This is a genomic window from Blautia sp. MSJ-36, assembly GCF_018917985.1.
Classification (GTDB): Bacteria; Bacillota; Clostridia; order Lachnospirales; family Lachnospiraceae; genus Blautia_A.
In genome coordinates this window covers 1-17,918 of record NZ_JAHLPQ010000017.1, presented here as the reverse complement: position 1 = coordinate 17,918, position 17,918 = coordinate 1, and the positions used below count along the sequence as shown (strand labels likewise).

Sequence of the window (17,918 nt, the reverse complement as noted above, 5' to 3'; positions counted from 1 at the left end):
CAGCTCAGCTTTTTATAATTATAGCATACTTACATATCTTTTCCAAACACTTCACACATCATCTTTACTCCAAGACAGAAGCCGTTTCTGAAATTCTGCTCCAACTCGTCTGCCAGAAGATTAAGGTTCTCATCCATAACCTGATCCAGAGCAGCAGCCTGATCGTCTGTCAGCTGTTCTTTAAGAGCATGATAACCATGTAAAGCCTGATCCTTATGTATACGGTACTTGTCCAGAGCGTCCAGTGTGGCTGCACTTACATGTGAGTTGTAAAGCTGATCTATGATATCCATAATGCTATATTCCTCTCCAATACGATTGTTTCTATCTAGTGACAATAATATCATGTTTTCCAGATATACTCAATACAAAAGTTACTAATTAGTCACAGGAGTATATCTTATGCAGTGGATTTTACAGGATGTTCCAATAGGCAGAAATATCCAGAACATACGGATGAAAAAGAACATGACACAGGCTGAAGTCGTAGGTCAGTTACAGTTGATGGGAAGCAGTATGTCCAGAAGTACCCTTGCTAATATTGAATCGGGCAGAAGAAACATAAAAGCCAGTGATCTTAAAGCATTGCAGAAATTATTTGCTGTAGACTATGAGGAATTTTTTGAAGATTAAGAGGATAAAATTTTACCCCCTAGAACAAAATGAGCTAAAGTACATAAAACCCCATCTTTGGCATTTGGCAATAATTACCGAAATTTACGATTCATTTTTAGACTAATTGCTGAAATATATAAATTTTCTTTACAACTCCAATCAACGGTGCTATGGTTAAAGCGATTACAGAAGAAATGTGCTGTAAGCGTACCTTACAAAGTCTTGGAAAATAATCAGTAAACGTATTTTATCTTTGTGCTCGTGAAGATAGTAGTGTATATTGCGCTCGTGATATGCCACGTTGAGAATTATTAAGCCATGTCATATAGAAGAACACCGGTTCCCAGTACGGCAACCAAAAGTAAAGATAAAGTGATCGTTTGATACACAAGTATAGTGTATCTTTTTTTACACAAAAAAATAAATTCAGAATATTACCGATTTACAATACAATTAACTGAAATATGCTATAATCTGATAGTAAAAAAGCACTGACAGCATATAAAACTGAACAGTGCTTTACTTCTTTGATGGAAATACGTTCTTACAATCGGTCAGATCACAGATATAATTCATATCTACGTTATACAGTTTCGCCAGCTTAATCATGGAATCCAGAGGAATACGAGTTTTCCCCAGTTCATAATCAGCATATGTTCGCTGCCCGACATTCAGGACAGAAGCAACGTAAGTCTGAGTATAATCATGATCTTCCCGAAGATTGCGAATCCGAGCCAGATAATTCATGCAGACACCTCCGGGATGTTTTTCTTATTCTATCCTAGAGTAATAAACTCTATTGACATTTAGAGTAATAAACTCTAAAATTAAAAATGAAGAGAAAACTGACCACGGAATCAGTATTATATGTAGAGAGATGTGGTGGAAGGAGAGAGGATGGATAAGAGTTACTTGGATGATCCTGAGATAAGAGAAGGACTGCTGCAAGTGCTGATTGCTGAAGGATGGTTTAGTGATTTTGCCGAGCCGTCATTTCCAGAGTATGAAGAGTGTGAAATTCCTGATATACCGAAAGATCCAGAAGGGGACAAACGAGGTTGGCAGCAGCTTAAAGAACGTTTGCAGAGAGAAGGATTAATGGCAGCAGAATAATGTATTCCCGGCAATCTTAATTGTGCAATATGTTGAAAAGAATAACAGGCAGAATTGGTTAGTGCATTTTGAATTGTGAAAGAGTATAATGAGAAATGTGAAAACTATGTGAAAATCTTGTGAAATGCATGTAAAACTGAATACGGGCAAAACCGGAGAAATCCGGTGGCGCAAAACTATAGGGTCTAAGCAGAAGTAAGATAGCCAGTTGTGTGATGTGAATTTGATATGTAGTGATATGAATAATTAAGGCGTTCTTTCTTTGATGTGAGGAATGTCTTTTTTATATACTGAAGAATGTGGAGGAAACGGATATGAAGAACAGAATTGTAAAACAAGTATTAATGATATGTATGGTTTCAGCACTGTCAGTAAGTATGCCAATTACAAGTTTTGCGGCAGATAGTAAAAAAGAAGCAAGTGAAAAAAATGAGAATGACGATATTACAATATCAAAAAATGGAGCAGACATGGTGTTATACAAAGATAAGAAATTATCTGCTGATTTTGGTGATTGTACATATACAAAGGATGCTTCAGATGCTCAGTTTACAATTAATTTGGAAAATAATTATCCTAATATTTTTACAATTACTTTTGACAACGTGAAGGTAGACGGTTCAGCATTGGAATTACAGCCCAATTCTGGAGAATATAAGGCAGGAGAGTGGGCATGGACATCTTGGAGAATTGAATTAGAGACTTTGCAGACAGCCGGTTTAACAGATTTTAAAGAGATGACTTTTACTGTAAAAGGAACATTAAATGATGGAACAAGCTTATTTGAAAAAAATGTGACTATTAAGAGAGAAGCTTTTAAATCTCTTGCGGATGAAGATAATGATACGACTGAATCTGAAAACAGTGAAAGCGAAGATAATAATGATATGACAGAAACAGATGATTCTGAAAATGTTGAAACAGATTCTGATGAGGAAGAAAAGGATAATACTTCAGATATTGAAGCGAGATTGTCCGCATTGGAAGATAATACAAAAGAGTTAGAGGAAAAGAACAAAAAGCTAGAAAATGAGAAAAAAGAGCTGGAAGAAAAAGTAAAGAAACTTGAGAAAGAAAAAACTAAACAGGAAAAAGAAGAAAAGAAAAAAGAACAGAAAAAATCAAAAGAGACACCAACGCCAAAACCAACAGAAGCAACACCAACACCAGAAGCAACAACGCCGGAACCTGCTACTGAAGCAGAAGCCCCTGCTACTCAGCCAGTAGTAGAGTATAAAGATGCTACTACGGTTAGAATTGTACAGCAGACATTGAATAATGTAGGTTATAATTGTGGAAATCCAGATGGTGTGCCAGGTGGTAAAACAACAGAAGCTATAACAAAGTATCAGACAGATAAGGGAATCACTGTAAATGGACTTGTAACAGACGAATTATTACAGTCACTTAATATTGTAGAGCAAGTACAGGAAGCTGTTAAAGCTGAAGGATCAAAAGCTGAGTATAGCTCAGATTATACATACGATCAGCTTGCCAGAAATCCAGATACTTATAAAGGGCAGAAAGTAAAAATCAAAGGTAAAGTTTTACAGGCAGATGTTAGCGGAGACACATGTTATGCTCGAATTGCCATGAACTCTGATTACAATACTGTAGTATTTGTGACCTATGATAAAGATCTGTTAGGATATAGACTTCTGGATGATGATATTGTAACTGTTTATGGATCGGATTTAGGTACATACAGCTATGAAGCTGTAAGCGGTGCATCCATTACACTTCCTTGGTTACATGCTGCGATTATCGAAATGTAATGGATAATCCCCCAACAATCACACAGATTATTTCGATTATCACACTCAAAATTTTTATCATGTAATCTATCGGAAGATCCGTAGAAACACTCTGTTTATTCGTTCTGAGTGATGCAAAATTCAATCATAGAAATTACGCAGAATCGACCCGAAAATCACCGGAAAGAGCAAACGGCAGCAGGTTGGATTAAGCTTGAGTTATCGTGCAGCTGTTGTTGCTTCGGTGAGGGCGATTCAGAGAGGATGAAAAGAAGGTCGGATCTGTAGAAAGTGTAGATCAGATCTAGGAGAATGGTTGTGTTGAGTGTGAGATAGAGCTGCGGTGGATCAGGGACCGAGTTGTGGTGGTGAGATGCTGGATCGGGTCGGACGGTTGGAGTAAAATCTGAGGACTGGAAGATAGAAGAATCCGAGATGAATATTGTTGAATCGGGGCTGTGGTGGATGTGCTAGGTGAGCGGAATGAGATGTGCCTGGTTGGTGATGGATTGGTGAGATTGACAAACTCTTAACATATGAGCAAGCGTTCATATGTATACATCCACAGAATATGAGTACGATAACCAATAATCTGCGCTGTCATTATAGCAGAAGATTACAGTATTATTCCTCGCTGTAAACAATTCCTGCTGCCAGATAAAAGCTTTTTCAGACCGGATTACATTATCCTTTTACAATCAGGACGGATCAGTATGATCCAGCGTTATTCCATATGCAGCCTGTAGCAATTTAGAATTTCAACAGAGACACAATAAAAAAGTTGGCGATTCCCTATATAGAACAAGGGTTTACGCCAACTTTTATTTTTCAGAAAAGCGTTAATTTTGGAGCATAGTCAGCACATGACTATGTTAAAAACTTAACAAACTAAAAATGGTCAGTGCTATAACCGTTAATAATCAATTTCCTCGAACAACTCGTCAAAAGTAATCTTGATATTGGGAAAGTGGATCAGATGCAGCTCGTCTTTATTTTTTTCTGTGATAGTTTTCCAGAGATAGTATTTCGGAATCTCTCCATCATAGTCCAATTCGTAGATTTCAACAGTTTTTTTTCGCCAGTCAACAATCCAGTATTCCTCGATTTCCTGCTGACAATAGAGCTGCATTTTTTCAGTACGATCATAATTTTCTGTTGAAGGTGAGAGAACTTCCATAACAAAACGTGGTGCATCTGTAAATGTATTACCTCGTCTTGATTTTGTACGACAATTAATGGAAGCATCAGGAATAACAATCTTGTTGTTACCTTCTTCGTCTTTGAAACGGTATTGAACATTATCAGAGTATACATAGCAAGTACTGTTCCTCAACTGATGTCTGACTGCTGCAACGAAATTTACGATTACAGCAGAATGCTCCGGTGTGGCTCCTGCCATGTCTGTTATTTTAAGATCCCAGTCCATATTTCACACTCCCTTCTTAATAAGTAAGGTTCCTGCTCTCATTATAACGGATTGCAGCAAAACATTCAACGCTGATTCGTTTGCTCTATCATCTCAGAGAGCAGTTCCTTCTTATATTTATAGAATGTCTTTCTTGTGATCCCAGCCTGAGTAATAGTTTCCAGATCGTTGAGTGATCCGCCGAACGTTTTGTTATGCTTCAGGATAATTTCTTTTGCTGCAATGGATTTCTTTGTTACAAGCTTTGAACCGGAAGTCTGTCCGATCTGTTTACCGGAAAGCCTTGCGGTCTGCATTCCTTCTTTGGTACGCTGCCTGAGATCCTGAACCTCTTTTTCTGACTGTTCAAAAGCAAGCCTGATTTGTTCCTTGGCAAGCAGGAGCAAATATTTATTGATCCCTTCCAGAATACAGTCAATATCTGTGCCTGTGGCTGGGATGCCACCTTGCAGCGCACTTTTATAGGTTTCTGTGTTTATGTGTGGTTCCTTCAGGAATACAAGATTAATTCCTTTGCTGAAAAGATCCTCATACATGGTAAAACCTTCTTCTGCATCACGGGACATTCTGGAAACAGAATCAAAGATAATGGTATCACCTGCGTTGAGCTTCTTCAGGAGCTTTTCAAATTCTCTTCGTCCCTGAAATTTCGTTCCGGTAAAAACTTCTCGAATGATCTCAGACTGTGGATATGCAGCAAGGATATTCCTGATCTGCCTTTCAATGCTTTGTTGTGGTGTGCTGATTCTTGCGTAACCAAAATATCTGTTCATGATGTTCCCTTCCTGTAGTAAATTTAAGGCTCCCTTAAAATGACACTGTAATAAGACTGCCTTGGAGCCTGAAATGGTAATGGTTTTACTACTTTTTGCATACTACCTTACTTTTACCACTAATTTGTCAGCAGATGTTTACGGAATTTCTGCCATGCACGGTTATAAACCTGTCGAGCTGTTTCTGTTGGCTTCGCTTCCTGTTCAGCCTGAGAAATGATCTGGTCAATGGTTGGCTCCGGTATACAGAAATCAATCATCAGCTTTCTGAGATCTTTTTTCCAGATGGGACAAACTGTATAAGGTCTGTTTTCCGCAAGTACGTAGTTCCTCATAATTGATACCGCCTTTCTGATGGATTCTATTGCCTTGGAAATCCTGCTGCCAGAGAGTGAACCCGGCAGCAGGAGAGAAGATTATACAAATGGAATCGGAATGTTTTTACAGATGAAAGCGTAAGCACGAGTTCTCTGTATACTCACAAGAGCTGTTTTTTCATCCTCTGTAAGATCAATATGCAGGATGTAGGCTTTGTGATAATAGATATCCGGTTCCTTTTCAGCAAGTGTATCAAGAAGATCCTTCAGACCATCCAGAAATTTATTTACACGGTGCTGGCGTTCGTAGGGATTACGGATTACGTCATACCATGTGTGATCCTTCATGACAACATGAAAACCTTCAAGTTCGCTTGGTAAAGTTACGCAAGCTTCACAACGTCCAGCTTCTGTATTGTAATGTATCCATCCCATAGTGTTATACCTCCTTTTTCTCTTCTGCAAATGAAACAGAAATATCTTTAAAGACAAATTCATAGCCACGGTTTCTCTGCAAACTGACCAGTGCAGTATTGGAAGCTTCTGCAAGATCAATGTGCAGGATGTAAAAGTATCTGATTGTCAGCATAAATTCTTCATCTGAGTAGCTGTCCAGAAGCTTTTTAAGGTTATCCAGAAATGTCGGAAGAGATGCTTTTTTAATAGCGTTCCATGTATCTTCGTCCATGACTACGGTATCAAAGTCACAAAGTACACGGGGCAGGCTTCTGTATTCACAGATTTTGGTTTTAGGATCGTAGTGTTTCCAACTCATAGTGTAGTACCTCCTGATTATTTATTCTGATTGCCGATTTTCTTAAGAGAAATGATCTCATTCCTGAAAACAAACTCATAGTTACCTTTTCTCTGCAAGCCGATAACTGCATTGGTTTCGTCTGCGGAAAGTTCAATGTGCAGGATATAGTCGTTCTGATGTTCCATAACCGGACGCTTTTCCTCCTGAGCATTCAGAAGAGTAGTAAGATCCTCAAAGAACTGTTTCTGTCTGGTCTTGCTGCTGCCGGACTTTGTACTGGTCTTACTGATGATCTTCCATGTTTGCTCCGCCATGACTACAGCATGGAAGCAGGAAAGTTCTGAAATGTAGCCACGGAGACAGGTTTCTTCAGTTTCTTTGTTGTAATACATCCAGCTCATGATCTACACCTCCACAATAACTGCAACAAGTCCGTTCTTGGTGACTGCTGCCTTATAAGCTGCTGCACTTACATAATCTGCAAAGTGCCGTTCGTTCATGATCTCTGATTCGCATAAGCCTACAGAGAGAACGATCACCTTGTAAAATGTAACAGTTGCCTGAATGTTGATCTTCATGATTTGTGTTCTCCTTCCTGATCTTCAATGTCGTATTGCACAGGTATCTCATTGAAGATAAAATTCAACAGAGTGTCCCATCTGTGCAGTGGCTCCATAGCTTCCAATGTTGGAATAACGTCCTGCGGATATGTGGTGCCAGGGAGAAAACGATCGATGATCTCCTGAAGGTACTCAAGCTGTACCTGATTGTATTCATCATTAGTGATCTCGTCCTCTTGCATTAGGTGGAATGTGTAGCCCCAAAAGCGATTGAACGCTGCCAGCGGTGTGATGTGTCCCTCTGTGATCCAACGTGTCAATACGCTTTTAATGGCATTGATGTCTATTCTTGTGCCGTGTGTCATAGTGAAAACCTCCTTGATCTGTGATTAATAGCCGAAAAACAGCCAGTGTACGATCATTCCATAAGGAATCCCGACCATGAAAAGGATGAACAGCAGCCACTGTAAGCCGTTGTACAGCTTTCTTCGTATGTACTTTTTCAGACGGTACTTAAAGATTGTGCACCACTGGCTATAAGTCATAAGTCGCTGTGGCTGTGGATCAGTGTGTTTCATGGTTTTGTCCTCCTGTGAAATGATGTGATTTTCTTGTGATCCTCAAGGGGTAAAATTTTACCCCTTGAAAATCGAAGGAAAAATATAGCTTTGCCCGTCATGCCGATAGCACAGCAATAAACAGTTTGATAGAAGCCCCCGTAACGCCGATAGGTCAGCGGTAAGATCATCCTTCCTGAAAAGAAATGTTCCTGTAGATACCGGAATGAAGAAGATCATTGTAAAACTTCTCAGCTTTCGATCTGTCTGTAAAGCATCTGGAATAACTGGCATTTGAAGCGTTAAAAGATACTCTGTATAACATGCTCTTGTCCTCCTTGTTCTCTGACTACCTGACCGCCGTTGTGACGGTCAACGCTCACAGCTTAAAGCCCTATTTATAGTGGCTGCGACCACTTGTTAATCAAATATTCTGGATAGCTACATATCTTCGTGCATCCTGTACACATTCAGCTTTAGTATCACCGAAAGCCACTGCATTTCCCCACTCATTTCTTGCAACCCATTCTGATACCATGCCATTATTTTTGGCTCTTGAATTATAAGGATCATAATGTTCGATTCTTTCAAAGATTAAATCTTTAAGTTTCATGTTCTCACCTTTCTCCGGTTAACCTCCACCGGAAGGATCAGCTTCTTATTTAACGTATAATCTGCGGTACTGGCTAACTCTCTGATACTCTGCAAGGCTGCCGAGATCTGCCTCAAGTCGTTTGGTATCAACTGTACGGCGTTCACAGGTGGAAATCTTTACTGCGAAGTCGTTACCAGTTTCGGAAAGCTTCTCATTGGAATCCAGATAACCGATGATCTCACGTTCCACAGCTTTTAATTCTTCGTCAAGCTGTTCTTTCATAGCTTTTAGTCCTCTGTAATCAGCTACAACCTTCTCAAGTTCGTTCATTGTTCTACACATATGTTTATCCTCCTGTGAATTGATCTCTTATGTTGCAACCCTTGAATCATCTTCCTGACTATTTGCTTGACCATTGCGAAGCATCACAGGTATATGGATTCAAGTATTGGAAGCTTTCGGCTATCCGGTTGCTTGTGTGTTGCTGTTGTTTTGTTGTTGAGTTTATTATATGATATGGGTACCCATAAAACAAGACGGAATATTTACTAAATATGGGTACCATTAAAAGGCGAAATTTTGTGCAAAATGTATGGGTACCACTAAACTGTACAATTCCCCGTTGCTGTGTTATAATAAGAAAACAAATTTTAAGTAAGAGTTGCGGAGGTGACATAGTGCCAGAAGAAAAGAAGCCGTATATTATTGACGGTCAGAGAGTGACATTAGAAGAATATCGGAAAACAAAATATGAAGATTTAAGAGTAAGAGTTCCAAAAGGTAAGAAAGAAGAAATAAAAAAATTCGTAGCAAGTACAGGCAAAAGCTTAAATGCTTTTATTAATGAAGCTATAGACGAAAAAATTGAGCGTGAAAAACAATAATTGTATGGTACCCATAAAAATAAACAAAATATGGGTACCATTTTTATATATTATTACGTCTTGAAATATGGGTACCCATAAAATATAATAAAGCCATAATCAAACAGAACAAAGAAACACAAGAAAAAACAAAGCAACACGGAACACAAAAAGAAAACACTTTCTATATGGAGGAAAAAAGATTATGGTAGCAGGAAAAGCAAATGTTTATGAAATGGTAACAGCAAGAATCATTGCAGAGCTTGAAAAAGGTAACATCCCATGGGAGAAACCGTGGACAGGAACACAGACCGGAGCATTTAACCGGATCAGCAAGAAACCTTACAGCCTTATCAATCAGATGCTTCTGCTTCATACCGGAGAATATGCAACATTTAAACAGTGGGCTGACCTTGGCGGACATGTTCGTAAAGGTGAGAAATCAGAGATCGTTGTTTTCTGGAAGATATTAGAAAAAGAAGAGACAGACAAAGACACCGGAGAAAAAGAAATCAGGAAGATCCCAATGCTGAGATATTACAATGTATTTCATATTTCACAGGTTGAAGGTGTTGAGCCACTAGCGAAACCTTTTGAAGAGGTGAAACCGATCGAAGAAGCGGACAGAGTAATAGCTGATTATGTGAAAAGAGAAAACATTGATTTCGAAGAGTGTGCAAGCAATCAGGCATATTACAGCCCGTCATTTGACAGAGTTGTGGTTCCAATGAAACAGCAGTATAAGAACATTAACGAATATTACAGCACAACATTTCATGAGCTGACACACAGCACCGGACACAAGAACAGATTAAACAGATTACAGACCGGAGCAGTTGCAGCTTTCGGATCAGAGACTTACAGCAAGGAAGAGTTGGTTGCAGAGATCGGAAGCGCGTCCCTCATGAATATGTTAGGAATTGAAACGCCTAAGACATTCCGTAACAGTGCAGCGTATATCCAGAGTTGGTTGAAGGTTCTCAGGAACGACAACAAGTTTATAGTATCAGCAAGCAGCAAGGCAGAAAAAGCAGTTAATTACATAATGGCAGAGTAATAGAAACAGGAGGGTCAGCAGTGATCCTCCTTTTTTAGTTCGTTGTATTCCGTTTGGTTGTGTCTGGCTGCGTTCCTGATCTCCGGTGTGGTTTGTGTTCCGGTTTGGTTTTGGATCGGCAGCAGGTTACACTTCCAGACTGAGAAAAGCACAAGGCTTGTAAGATGTTTCTATACACTGTTAAGAATATAACGAAGTTGGCAAAGTTGACAACAAACCACAGGAGCCATAGAAAGCACAGGGATAGTATAAGGAATACAGGACACCAGATCACAGGGATCAGAGCTATAGAGAAGGTCACAAGCTTATATCTAAAAGAGCATAGCATATAAGGCTTAAAGAGCTTTGAGAGGATCAGAGAGCACAGAGAAGCCAACAGACAGCAGAAGAAGCAAAGAAGAAAGAAGAGAAGCCAGAGAGCCACAGCAGACCGGAACCTGATACAAAGAAAGCTTGTAGCAGGTACAGGGAGCTTGCAGCAGATCACACACAGGCCACCAGATCAGGCAGCAGGAGAGCCACCGGAGCAGGCCACAAGATTACAGGTGCAGCAAATCAGACTTACCTCACAGTTAAGGACTTTATGAGAGCTGATAGAGCAGGAACGGACGTTACCGGATGCAGTCAAACAAGTACAGGCCGGATGATCTCAGAGCCGTTACAGTTCGATATACTCACCATAGAGCAGCAACATAGACGCAATACAGAACAGTAGGAAAACAAGTGCTTTTCCGGTGCAGGATCAGGCAGCAGGTACAGAGATCACAGCAGAGCAGAAAGCGCAAGAAAAGGCTTGTTTATCAGTCTTTAGGGGCTACAGTTGCAGGAAATACAGTGCTTTTACAGGGGGACGGACTGAAGGACAGAAACGCTTTATTCTATAGCTATGGGACTGCCTGAGATGATTTTTATTTAAGAAAGATCAGAGAGTAGCAAGAGAACCGGAACCGGATCAGACGGAACCAGATCAGCAGGAGGGGAGAGGGGCAGCAGGTGACAGGGGGTGCTTTCAACTTAGAAGGGGCTTGTTATTTTGTGTATTACCGGGATGTGGTATGTTTTTATACTGACCTGAAAAATGAAAGCCCCAAAATGCACATAACAGAACACACATATTCTCAATTCTAGCATTCTCAGAACGTATATTCTGTGTTATACTAACCATGTTGTCCAACCGAAACCCGGCAACGGGAGGAGGTGAACGCATGGAATTAGTCATATCTTTTTTAGTGACTGTTGCGGCAGGTGTTACTTGCCATCTCATCTGCAAATGGTTAGACAGGCACGATAAGGACAACGAATAGCCTAGTGGATGCTCAACCACTGAAATTAAAAGAGAAGAACCCCCGAATGTACCACTAATACATCCGGGGGTTCGTTCTTTGTTCACATGGAACATTGTCATATCTTTTTTGCCTATTGGCATTATAGCATATGCAGAATGAAAGTGCAATATACGAATATTTACCGACTTCCCAAAATGGGAATACGGTCGGGAATCCTTCCTTGACAAGCGCATCCGTGTATTTGGTACACCGGAAGATCCGCTGTTCCTGGCACGAGATGTTGCAGAGTGGATTGATTATAATGTTTCTTCTGTAAATAAAATGCTTGCTAATGTGGATGAAGATGAAAAAACCACTCGGAAAATTATTCCGAACGGTTCAAATTATAAAACTGAAGCATGGTTTCTTACCGAAGACGGTCTCTACGAGGTTCTCATGCAGTCCCGGAAACCGAAGGCTAAGGAGTTCAAGAAAGAAGTCAAGAAGATCCTGAAGAGTATTCGGAAAACTGGCGGATATGTTGTAGGACAGAATGTGGGTGAGAACATATAGTTCCGATATATACTAGAGATTACTATACGTTATGTCGATTTTTCAATAAGAGAACGCAATATTTCAACTTTCCAATTTTGTCAGAATCATGCCCATATATAGATATAGGTTATTATATAGGGCATGAAGTTGACAATTTTGGAAATCTCTGATATACATTATACATAAATTTAATAGTATAATTAATGCAATTATTGAGCAGCTTGCTGCGAAATGGAGAGTGAGCTTGCGAACGTATATACATATACAATTCATACAAAAACAGGAGAAAATATGTTGGAGTTAAATCATGAGTATACATATCAGGAAATTTGCAGAGAACTTGGATGGAATGTATCTTCGGGAGCACAGAAGATAAAGCAGATTAAAGTCTTAGAAGAATCCTATAAATTTTATCATCCAGAGAACAAAAAGACACACAAACCTAAAAAGAGTTACATCTTTACGGAACAACTGAAAGAACCTGTAATCTCAGATGGAAGAAAAAATAATGGCACAGCGAGCAGTTTTCCACTGGATGAATTTGAGTATCTTTTCAAGTATATTCTGGTAGGAGGTGTACAGCGGAATTATTATTTTGAACGAGGAATCATGAATGAAATCTATGTATCAAATGCTCTGCTGTATAAAGAGTTTGGGTTCGATATATACGGATATTTCTCAGGAGTTTTTTATGGTGATTTCTGGAACCCTAGAGTTAACAAGATAAAGAATCTTTTTCAAGATATATGTCTGAGCGCAGCGAGATCAGCAACAGTTACAAGATTATGCAGACTTCTTGGCTGTGAGAAGAATACATTACCTAAAGGAATACTCAGACATTTGAATAGCCAGAACACGATTCTGATGCCAGCCAATGAATTGATGCCGATTTATCAGGAATACATGGGAGAATGTTTACGAGAGTATGAGTGTAGATCTGAGATTCAGGCAATTAAGAGAGGACTATATTTTGAAATCACAGACGCAATCACGGACAGATTTATTGAAGAGAAAGACTTGTATGGAGTTAGAAGATATAACCGGATAGAGATTAACATGGATTATATCATGACCTTTAAGAAGAACGCTAACAAAAAGTGGCAGTTGCAAAGAAAGTTCCGCAGAGTTGTGGTGGAATCCATTTATCAGTCAGTACGAAGAAGATGCCTGGATCTGAAAGAATATAGTCAAAAGCTGGCCCCTGTGGAAAAGTTGATATTGCTCAATTACTTCAGACAGATGCTTAAGAAAATGATATTAATGCAGGAATATAAAGAAAAGATGGAGCAACTGAGAACTCAGATTGAAGAGGCATATGCTGACGATGAAGAAATAATAGAGTTCATAAAGAAGCGGAACGAGAGGATTGCAAAAGAAAAAGCAAGAGAAAAGGCACTTGCTAAAATACGCGAATCAGAATCTAAAGAAGAGAAGAAAAAATAATTTTGATGTTCACAGAACGTATGAGAGACACAGATCTTGTACGTTCTTTTTTTATGTCCGACCGTCTCCGGGGGTGCTTCCAACTTTACAGAATGATTACATTATATAGGAAGAAACTCGATTCAAAAAAACGAGCAGAAAAATTTGAGAGTGCAGCAGTGTTTTCTGATCTGTAAATAAGTGCTGCCCTGTGAGCGTCCTATAGACCTGTAAGCCGGGTTCTATGTCAGACGATAACTTCTCCACCGGATCAGTTAGGATGGATTCCAGAGCTATCAGGTGAGCTACAGTCAGCAGATCAGGGTGAGAATGAGGGTGGGGTAAGGTGCGGATCAGAGGCGGTTCGGACGGAGGGCAGAGAGACAGATCGGCAGCAGTGGAATGAGAGAAGATAGAGAGGATTCGTTGATAATTATTGTATCTTGAATTCCTGTAGAGCACCCACCCTGAAACGGGGTGAGTGTTTTATCCTCTGAATCAACATGGCGGTTAATATCTCGACTACCGTTTTGGTACCCGAGGGTGTTAGCTACTTTCACACGAACCGGGGGTAGTCATTTCAACGCCCCCTTTATCCGCTTCCCCAACATCTCTCACAACCACCGTGACCGCATAATTCACCAGAGAAAGCCAGAGATATGCAGCGTCAGTCATATTAAGTATCTACGCCGTGATCGGAGAAAAACAGAGAAGCTTCCTTATATAAAAAAATCAGACCGAAATATTCAATGACTTTATGAATGAATCAGAGTATAGGACTATAGCTCACGTACACAGCCAGGAACAGATCAGAGGTGCTGTATGGAGACTTGTTCGGAGAAGTGTACAGGATGCTCTGTACGAGCTGTCAGACGCTCTGAAGGCCACTGTGACGGGTAAGGTCGGGATGCTGCGAAGGGTGAGTTGGGAGTGGGTGTCAGGGGAGCTGGGTTGGATAAAAATGCACCAATTTGGCAGAAATTTTTCTGGAAAATCAGCAGAAAGTCCTTTGTTTATGCGGAATATCGTGATTGCAAATTCGTCCGCTATATGAGGGAATGAACTTTTGTGGTCGAAAAATGCACCAATTAAAAAAAAATATCGCTAAAAAATCCATATAAAATACTAAAAATTCGAGTTGCAAATTCGTGTGCTATATGAGGGAAATAACTTTTGAGATCAGATTTACACGGATTCAGAAAAAAAATCATAAAAAATTCCATATAAAATACCAAAAATTAAAGATCGTTTAGCGTGTGCTATATGAGGGATGTTGAACTTTTGAACCAGAAAAAGTAAGAATATCTGGAAAAATATTCTCAGAAAAGCATTGTAGAATAAGGAAAAATCAGAAGTGCAATTTACTCCGCTATATGAGAGAAAAAACTTTTCAGAGCAAATCGACACGGTTTCAAAAAAAATATCACTGAAAAAACCTTAAAAGACAAGGAATATCGCAGATGTAAATTCGTCCGGTATATGAGGGAATCAACTTTTGATTTCCCGGCGGAATTTACACGCTTTCAATATTTTTTTCTTCATTTAACCCTTGTGGTTACTGGCTTTTTTGCAGATCGTTTAGCGTCCGGTATATGAGGGAAGCAAAAGTTCATATGAACAAAAATGCAGAAATTCGAAAAAAATATTGGCCTGAAACCCTGATAAAATAAGGCTTTTCGGGCAATGCAGTTTTGTGTGCTATATGAGGGAAATAACTTTTACCATAGATTAGAACAATATGTGCAGAAAGGAGAGTGAAAATCATGGCAGAAGAGAGTAAGAAAAGAAGAATCTCTATAGAGGTTGACCAAGATCTCCACAGAGAAATCAAGATGTTTTCTGCATTACGTAACATGACATTAAAGGATTACATCCTGGCATTAGTGCAGAATGACATGAAAAAGCTGAAAAAAATGAAATAATCAGAAAGCAGAGGTAAAAACAATGAAAAATCAGAAAGAGCAGAAAACTCAATGCAAAACAAAGGCAGTACGTAGCCAGAGGATTGCGTGGATGTTAAGGAATGAAGGGTTCCCGGTTATAAATATAAGACCAAACAGATGTATGCCAAACCTGAATGTGTTCATATTTGAAGCAACACCAGAATTATGCGCTGCGTTAAATGAACATATCAAAAACAAAGATAACATACGGAATAAGTAGGAATAAAAAGAGAGTCGGAGGAAAGAATCATTATGAGTGATAATAAGCAGTTTGATAGAAGCAAATGCTTCACATTTTTCAATACATACCGTACACAAGGTAAAAGAATCCGTGAGAAATATGGAGATAAAATGGCAGCAGATTATTATGAGGCAATCATAGATTATGGTTTAGATCAGAAGCCTATCACGGATGATGAGCTTATGCTATTAATTGGTGAAACTCTTCTGGAAACGATTGATTCATCACAGAAGAGAAGATCCAGAGGTTTCGGAGAAAATACAGAGCGTACCAAGGCAATCATCGAACTGGTACGTGACAACCCGGGCATATCACAAAGTAAGATCGCATCGGCGGTACACTGTAGTAAGAGTACCGTTAGTACCGCATTGAAAAACTTTAGGGAAGGCAAGTACAAAGAGGTGTTTGACTTTAACATTATCATAGGCGGTACTGAGTACAAACCTGATGGCAGTACCGTCACAGATGAGAGCGAAAGTGAGTATGAAAACGTGCCAGAATCAAGCACTGACGGGCAGTACGGTACAGGTACTAATACTAATTATAATTATAATACTAATAATAATATTAATAGTACCGAACGGTACCAGTACCACTCCGTAGGTAGCCGGAACACCGTTACGGTCAACATGGACGCTGACGCTTCGGACGCTTCGCTTGATATGGTCGCTAACGCTCCTGGTAACTCCGCTGACGCTGCGCGCTTGCGCTTGCCTTCAGAATTAATGCTGGAATATAAGGGAATTGTATCTGATGATTCTATGCCGGATATCATTCAAAAAACTTATGCAAAGCATATTAAGAATCATGATCTTAGTAATGAAGAGATTTACGATTCTATGGTTAAGGAATTTACTGGTGGTTTCTATAGATGTAGTGAGATTCCTGTTAAAAAAGCTTGTGCTTATGTTTGTGGGATCAAGCTTGAGGATTCTGGATTGACTGATTCTTCTGCTGATCTGGTTTCTACAGATATTACAGATCCTTCAGATACGAAGGATTCTGATACTATTGTTCCTATTAATCAGGATAATACGGATATTTCTGACTCTAATCCGGGTGATGCAGCATAATGGATCAGGTTTTTGTTTTTACATATGATTGGAGGTATTGCCACTATGGGTAACACATTTACGTCTTGGAGTGGTTTGGTTTTGGCACTTCAACAGGAGGTTGCGGAAGCTACAGCAGAAGTAATTGACGCTTCTATGGATGATTTATTTATGAATACAGATCAGTTTTACAGTTCTTCAGAAGGAAGATATACACGTACCGGGACATTGCGTATGTCTCCTGAGAGTGAGTTTTCTGGCGGAGGTTCTGTATCTTCCGGGGAGATCCGGCTGAATACCGGGCACAGATATTCTCCTTCTGGAAGAGATACACAGACTATTTATAACTATGCTGAGGATGGAGGGCTGCTTGGTAATGGAGGATTCTGGTCACGGACGATGGATCAGGTTCCCCGGCACATACAGGAATCTTTCGGCAGCAGGTTTTCCTGATTTTGGGATTGTAGGACTGATTTTTTTACATAGATTTTAACTGATAATTTTACAGATTTTATATAAGAATTAAAGGAGAATAGAATAATGACAAACAAATTAATGACTATGGATGAAATTGCAGACAAATACTTTGATCTTGAGATGGCCACCGATGAAATCTTTAAGGATATGGTGAACCGTTGGGATGAATTTACGGAGACAGACCGTAAGCGTGTATGTAAGGTTCTTGCGGAACAGATGGACGCGTATGCTTTATATAAGATTCTGGATGGACTGAGTTACGATCTGGATGTTGCAGATATGGAAAAAGATCTGGAAGAACAGGAACACTACGAGAAGAAAGAAGATATAAAGAGATGTGTTTGCAACCTGATTGATCTGATATAAAAATTTTTGATTAATTACGATTGAATTATAATGAATATTAATAATGAATTTATGATCGAGGGACTGTCTGTGGTGGCAGTCCTTCTTATTACTATAAATGAGCAAGTTCGTGATTTTGCATAAAAGAAAGACACCTCGATTCCATGTGTTGTATAATGAAAGTGCCAAAACAAACATTTGCAACATTTACGAAAGAAGGTGTCTCTCGCA

The 17,918-nt window shown here is 39.4% G+C and carries 26 protein-coding genes and 1 riboswitch; of the genes, 12 read left to right on the top strand and 14 right to left on the bottom strand.

Annotation, left to right across the window (positions count from 1 at the left end):
* Positions 1-29: 29 nt before the first annotated feature.
* On the bottom strand, positions 30-293 hold the full coding sequence (locus tag KQI39_RS11750; protein WP_216418560.1) for a DUF6809 family protein: 264 nt from the start codon (positions 291-293) through the stop codon (positions 30-32).
* 109 nt (positions 294-402) lie between these two features.
* Between KQI39_RS11750 and KQI39_RS11745 the strand changes: the two genes are divergently transcribed.
* Positions 403-633 carry a helix-turn-helix domain-containing protein gene (locus KQI39_RS11745; RefSeq protein ID WP_021650856.1) on the top strand — a complete coding sequence of 77 codons (231 nt, stop codon included), beginning with the start codon at positions 403-405 and terminating at the stop codon, positions 631-633.
* Between the two features lie 501 nt (positions 634-1,134).
* Here the strand turns inward: KQI39_RS11745 and KQI39_RS11740 are convergent.
* Complete coding sequence (locus tag KQI39_RS11740; RefSeq protein WP_216418558.1) at positions 1,135-1,362, bottom strand: helix-turn-helix domain-containing protein; 228 nt, start codon at positions 1,360-1,362, stop codon at positions 1,135-1,137.
* Positions 1,363-1,512: 150 nt separating this feature from the next.
* Between KQI39_RS11740 and KQI39_RS11735 the strand changes: the two genes are divergently transcribed.
* Together KQI39_RS11735 and KQI39_RS11730 are read left to right on the top strand one after the other, a co-directional pair.
* A complete protein-coding gene (locus tag KQI39_RS11735; RefSeq protein ID WP_216418555.1) occupies positions 1,513-1,728 on the top strand; it encodes a hypothetical protein in 216 nt (71 codons plus the stop codon).
* A 135-nt stretch (positions 1,729-1,863) separates the two neighbouring features.
* Positions 1,864-1,944, top strand: a riboswitch (cyclic di-GMP riboswitch).
* 98 nt (positions 1,945-2,042) lie between these two features.
* Complete coding sequence (locus tag KQI39_RS11730; protein WP_216418554.1) at positions 2,043-3,503, top strand: peptidoglycan-binding domain-containing protein; 1,461 nt, start codon at positions 2,043-2,045, stop codon at positions 3,501-3,503.
* An 892-nt stretch (positions 3,504-4,395) separates the two neighbouring features.
* Here the strand turns inward: KQI39_RS11730 and KQI39_RS11725 are convergent.
* The 12 genes from KQI39_RS11725 to KQI39_RS11670 form a co-directional block, all read right to left on the bottom strand.
* Positions 4,396-4,908, bottom strand: coding sequence for a Uma2 family endonuclease (locus tag KQI39_RS11725; RefSeq protein ID WP_216418552.1), 513 nt, complete (start codon positions 4,906-4,908; stop codon positions 4,396-4,398).
* 65 nt (positions 4,909-4,973) lie between these two features.
* A complete protein-coding gene (locus KQI39_RS11720; protein ID WP_216418549.1) occupies positions 4,974-5,681 on the bottom strand; it encodes a recombinase family protein in 708 nt (235 codons plus the stop codon).
* A gap of 119 nt (positions 5,682-5,800) precedes the next feature.
* Positions 5,801-6,016, bottom strand: a complete 216-nt coding sequence (locus KQI39_RS11715) for a hypothetical protein (RefSeq protein WP_216418547.1) — start codon at positions 6,014-6,016, stop codon at positions 5,801-5,803.
* An 81-nt stretch (positions 6,017-6,097) separates the two neighbouring features.
* On the bottom strand, positions 6,098-6,433 hold the full coding sequence (locus KQI39_RS11710; RefSeq protein WP_118608290.1) for a hypothetical protein: 336 nt from the start codon (positions 6,431-6,433) through the stop codon (positions 6,098-6,100).
* A 4-nt stretch (positions 6,434-6,437) separates the two neighbouring features.
* The gene (locus KQI39_RS11705; RefSeq protein ID WP_216418545.1) at positions 6,438-6,773 is read right to left on the bottom strand and encodes a hypothetical protein; all 336 of its coding nucleotides are present in this window, start codon (positions 6,771-6,773) and stop codon (positions 6,438-6,440) included.
* 17 nt (positions 6,774-6,790) lie between these two features.
* Positions 6,791-7,156 carry a hypothetical protein gene (locus tag KQI39_RS11700; protein WP_216418543.1) on the bottom strand — a complete coding sequence of 122 codons (366 nt, stop codon included), beginning with the start codon at positions 7,154-7,156 and terminating at the stop codon, positions 6,791-6,793.
* Positions 7,157-7,159: 3 nt separating this feature from the next.
* On the bottom strand, positions 7,160-7,333 hold the full coding sequence (locus tag KQI39_RS11695) for a hypothetical protein (protein WP_173760832.1): 174 nt from the start codon (positions 7,331-7,333) through the stop codon (positions 7,160-7,162).
* Entirely contained in the window at positions 7,330-7,680 is a 351-nt protein-coding gene (locus tag KQI39_RS11690) for a hypothetical protein (protein WP_216418541.1), read from the bottom strand. Before KQI39_RS11690 ends, KQI39_RS11695 begins: the two co-directional genes overlap by 4 nt.
* A gap of 24 nt (positions 7,681-7,704) precedes the next feature.
* A complete protein-coding gene (locus KQI39_RS11685; RefSeq protein ID WP_173775663.1) occupies positions 7,705-7,893 on the bottom strand; it encodes a hypothetical protein in 189 nt (62 codons plus the stop codon).
* A gap of 166 nt (positions 7,894-8,059) precedes the next feature.
* Positions 8,060-8,197: a hypothetical protein gene (locus tag KQI39_RS11680; protein ID WP_216418538.1), complete on the bottom strand. Its 138-nt coding sequence runs from the start codon at positions 8,195-8,197 to the stop codon at positions 8,060-8,062.
* Positions 8,198-8,296: 99 nt separating this feature from the next.
* Positions 8,297-8,485: a hypothetical protein gene (locus KQI39_RS11675; RefSeq protein WP_216418537.1), complete on the bottom strand. Its 189-nt coding sequence runs from the start codon at positions 8,483-8,485 to the stop codon at positions 8,297-8,299.
* Between the two features lie 45 nt (positions 8,486-8,530).
* Entirely contained in the window at positions 8,531-8,809 is a 279-nt protein-coding gene (locus KQI39_RS11670) for a hypothetical protein (RefSeq protein WP_216418536.1), read from the bottom strand.
* A 335-nt stretch (positions 8,810-9,144) separates the two neighbouring features.
* Here KQI39_RS11670 and KQI39_RS11665 point away from each other — a divergent pair, with 335 nt between their 5' ends.
* From KQI39_RS11665 to KQI39_RS11620, 9 genes are all read left to right on the top strand, one after another.
* Positions 9,145-9,351 carry an antitoxin gene (locus KQI39_RS11665; RefSeq protein WP_253293161.1) on the top strand — a complete coding sequence of 69 codons (207 nt, stop codon included), beginning with the start codon at positions 9,145-9,147 and terminating at the stop codon, positions 9,349-9,351.
* A 184-nt stretch (positions 9,352-9,535) separates the two neighbouring features.
* Positions 9,536-10,387: an ArdC family protein gene (locus tag KQI39_RS11660; RefSeq protein WP_216418535.1), complete on the top strand. Its 852-nt coding sequence runs from the start codon at positions 9,536-9,538 to the stop codon at positions 10,385-10,387.
* Positions 10,388-11,841: 1,454 nt separating this feature from the next.
* Complete coding sequence (locus KQI39_RS11655; protein WP_330654042.1) at positions 11,842-12,225, top strand: BRO-N domain-containing protein; 384 nt, start codon at positions 11,842-11,844, stop codon at positions 12,223-12,225.
* Positions 12,226-12,438: 213 nt separating this feature from the next.
* A complete protein-coding gene (locus KQI39_RS11650) occupies positions 12,439-13,650 on the top strand; it encodes a hypothetical protein (protein ID WP_216418532.1) in 1,212 nt (403 codons plus the stop codon).
* A 1,742-nt stretch (positions 13,651-15,392) separates the two neighbouring features.
* Positions 15,393-15,551: a hypothetical protein gene (locus KQI39_RS11640; protein WP_173775658.1), complete on the top strand. Its 159-nt coding sequence runs from the start codon at positions 15,393-15,395 to the stop codon at positions 15,549-15,551.
* A 22-nt stretch (positions 15,552-15,573) separates the two neighbouring features.
* Complete coding sequence (locus KQI39_RS11635; RefSeq protein WP_015525872.1) at positions 15,574-15,792, top strand: hypothetical protein; 219 nt, start codon at positions 15,574-15,576, stop codon at positions 15,790-15,792.
* A gap of 32 nt (positions 15,793-15,824) precedes the next feature.
* Positions 15,825-16,886, top strand: coding sequence for a winged helix-turn-helix domain-containing protein (locus KQI39_RS11630; protein WP_216418528.1), 1,062 nt, complete (start codon positions 15,825-15,827; stop codon positions 16,884-16,886).
* An 81-nt stretch (positions 16,887-16,967) separates the two neighbouring features.
* Entirely contained in the window at positions 16,968-17,318 is a 351-nt protein-coding gene (locus tag KQI39_RS11625) for a hypothetical protein (RefSeq protein ID WP_216418526.1), read from the top strand.
* Between the two features lie 87 nt (positions 17,319-17,405).
* Positions 17,406-17,708 carry a hypothetical protein gene (locus KQI39_RS11620; protein WP_216418524.1) on the top strand — a complete coding sequence of 101 codons (303 nt, stop codon included), beginning with the start codon at positions 17,406-17,408 and terminating at the stop codon, positions 17,706-17,708.
* Positions 17,709-17,918 lie beyond the last annotated feature (210 nt).

Excerpts from the sequence above, each read along its gene's own strand:
- KQI39_RS11675 (WP_216418537.1), bottom strand. The coding sequence starts at position 8,485 with ATGAAACTTAAAGATTTAATCTTTGAAAGAATCGAACATTATGATCCT.
- KQI39_RS11685 (WP_173775663.1), bottom strand. The coding sequence starts at position 7,893 with ATGAAACACACTGATCCACAGCCACAGCGACTTATGACTTATAGCCAG.
- KQI39_RS11715 (WP_216418547.1), bottom strand. The coding sequence starts at position 6,016 with ATGAGGAACTACGTACTTGCGGAAAACAGACCTTATACAGTTTGTCCC.
- KQI39_RS11710 (WP_118608290.1), bottom strand. The coding sequence starts at position 6,433 with ATGGGATGGATACATTACAATACAGAAGCTGGACGTTGTGAAGCTTGC.
- KQI39_RS11705 (WP_216418545.1), bottom strand. The coding sequence starts at position 6,773 with ATGAGTTGGAAACACTACGATCCTAAAACCAAAATCTGTGAATACAGA.
- KQI39_RS11730 (WP_216418554.1), top strand. The coding sequence starts at position 2,043 with ATGAAGAACAGAATTGTAAAACAAGTATTAATGATATGTATGGTTTCA.
- KQI39_RS11660 (WP_216418535.1), top strand. The coding sequence starts at position 9,536 with ATGGTAGCAGGAAAAGCAAATGTTTATGAAATGGTAACAGCAAGAATC.
- KQI39_RS11620 (WP_216418524.1), top strand. The coding sequence starts at position 17,406 with ATGACAAACAAATTAATGACTATGGATGAAATTGCAGACAAATACTTT.
- KQI39_RS11735 (WP_216418555.1), top strand. The coding sequence starts at position 1,513 with ATGGATAAGAGTTACTTGGATGATCCTGAGATAAGAGAAGGACTGCTG.
- KQI39_RS11750 (WP_216418560.1), bottom strand. The coding sequence starts at position 293 with ATGGATATCATAGATCAGCTTTACAACTCACATGTAAGTGCAGCCACA.
- KQI39_RS11720 (WP_216418549.1), bottom strand. The coding sequence starts at position 5,681 with ATGAACAGATATTTTGGTTACGCAAGAATCAGCACACCACAACAAAGC.
- KQI39_RS11635 (WP_015525872.1), top strand. The coding sequence starts at position 15,574 with ATGAAAAATCAGAAAGAGCAGAAAACTCAATGCAAAACAAAGGCAGTA.
- KQI39_RS11725 (WP_216418552.1), bottom strand. The coding sequence starts at position 4,908 with ATGGACTGGGATCTTAAAATAACAGACATGGCAGGAGCCACACCGGAG.
- KQI39_RS11670 (WP_216418536.1), bottom strand. The coding sequence starts at position 8,809 with ATGTGTAGAACAATGAACGAACTTGAGAAGGTTGTAGCTGATTACAGA.
- KQI39_RS11630 (WP_216418528.1), top strand. The coding sequence starts at position 15,825 with ATGAGTGATAATAAGCAGTTTGATAGAAGCAAATGCTTCACATTTTTC.
- KQI39_RS11680 (WP_216418538.1), bottom strand. The coding sequence starts at position 8,197 with ATGTTATACAGAGTATCTTTTAACGCTTCAAATGCCAGTTATTCCAGA.
- KQI39_RS11690 (WP_216418541.1), bottom strand. The coding sequence starts at position 7,680 with ATGACACACGGCACAAGAATAGACATCAATGCCATTAAAAGCGTATTG.
- KQI39_RS11745 (WP_021650856.1), top strand. The coding sequence starts at position 403 with ATGCAGTGGATTTTACAGGATGTTCCAATAGGCAGAAATATCCAGAAC.
- KQI39_RS11740 (WP_216418558.1), bottom strand. The coding sequence starts at position 1,362 with ATGAATTATCTGGCTCGGATTCGCAATCTTCGGGAAGATCATGATTAT.
- KQI39_RS11640 (WP_173775658.1), top strand. The coding sequence starts at position 15,393 with ATGGCAGAAGAGAGTAAGAAAAGAAGAATCTCTATAGAGGTTGACCAA.
- KQI39_RS11695 (WP_173760832.1), bottom strand. The coding sequence starts at position 7,333 with ATGAAGATCAACATTCAGGCAACTGTTACATTTTACAAGGTGATCGTT.
- KQI39_RS11700 (WP_216418543.1), bottom strand. The coding sequence starts at position 7,156 with ATGAGCTGGATGTATTACAACAAAGAAACTGAAGAAACCTGTCTCCGT.
- KQI39_RS11650 (WP_216418532.1), top strand. The coding sequence starts at position 12,439 with ATGGAGAGTGAGCTTGCGAACGTATATACATATACAATTCATACAAAA.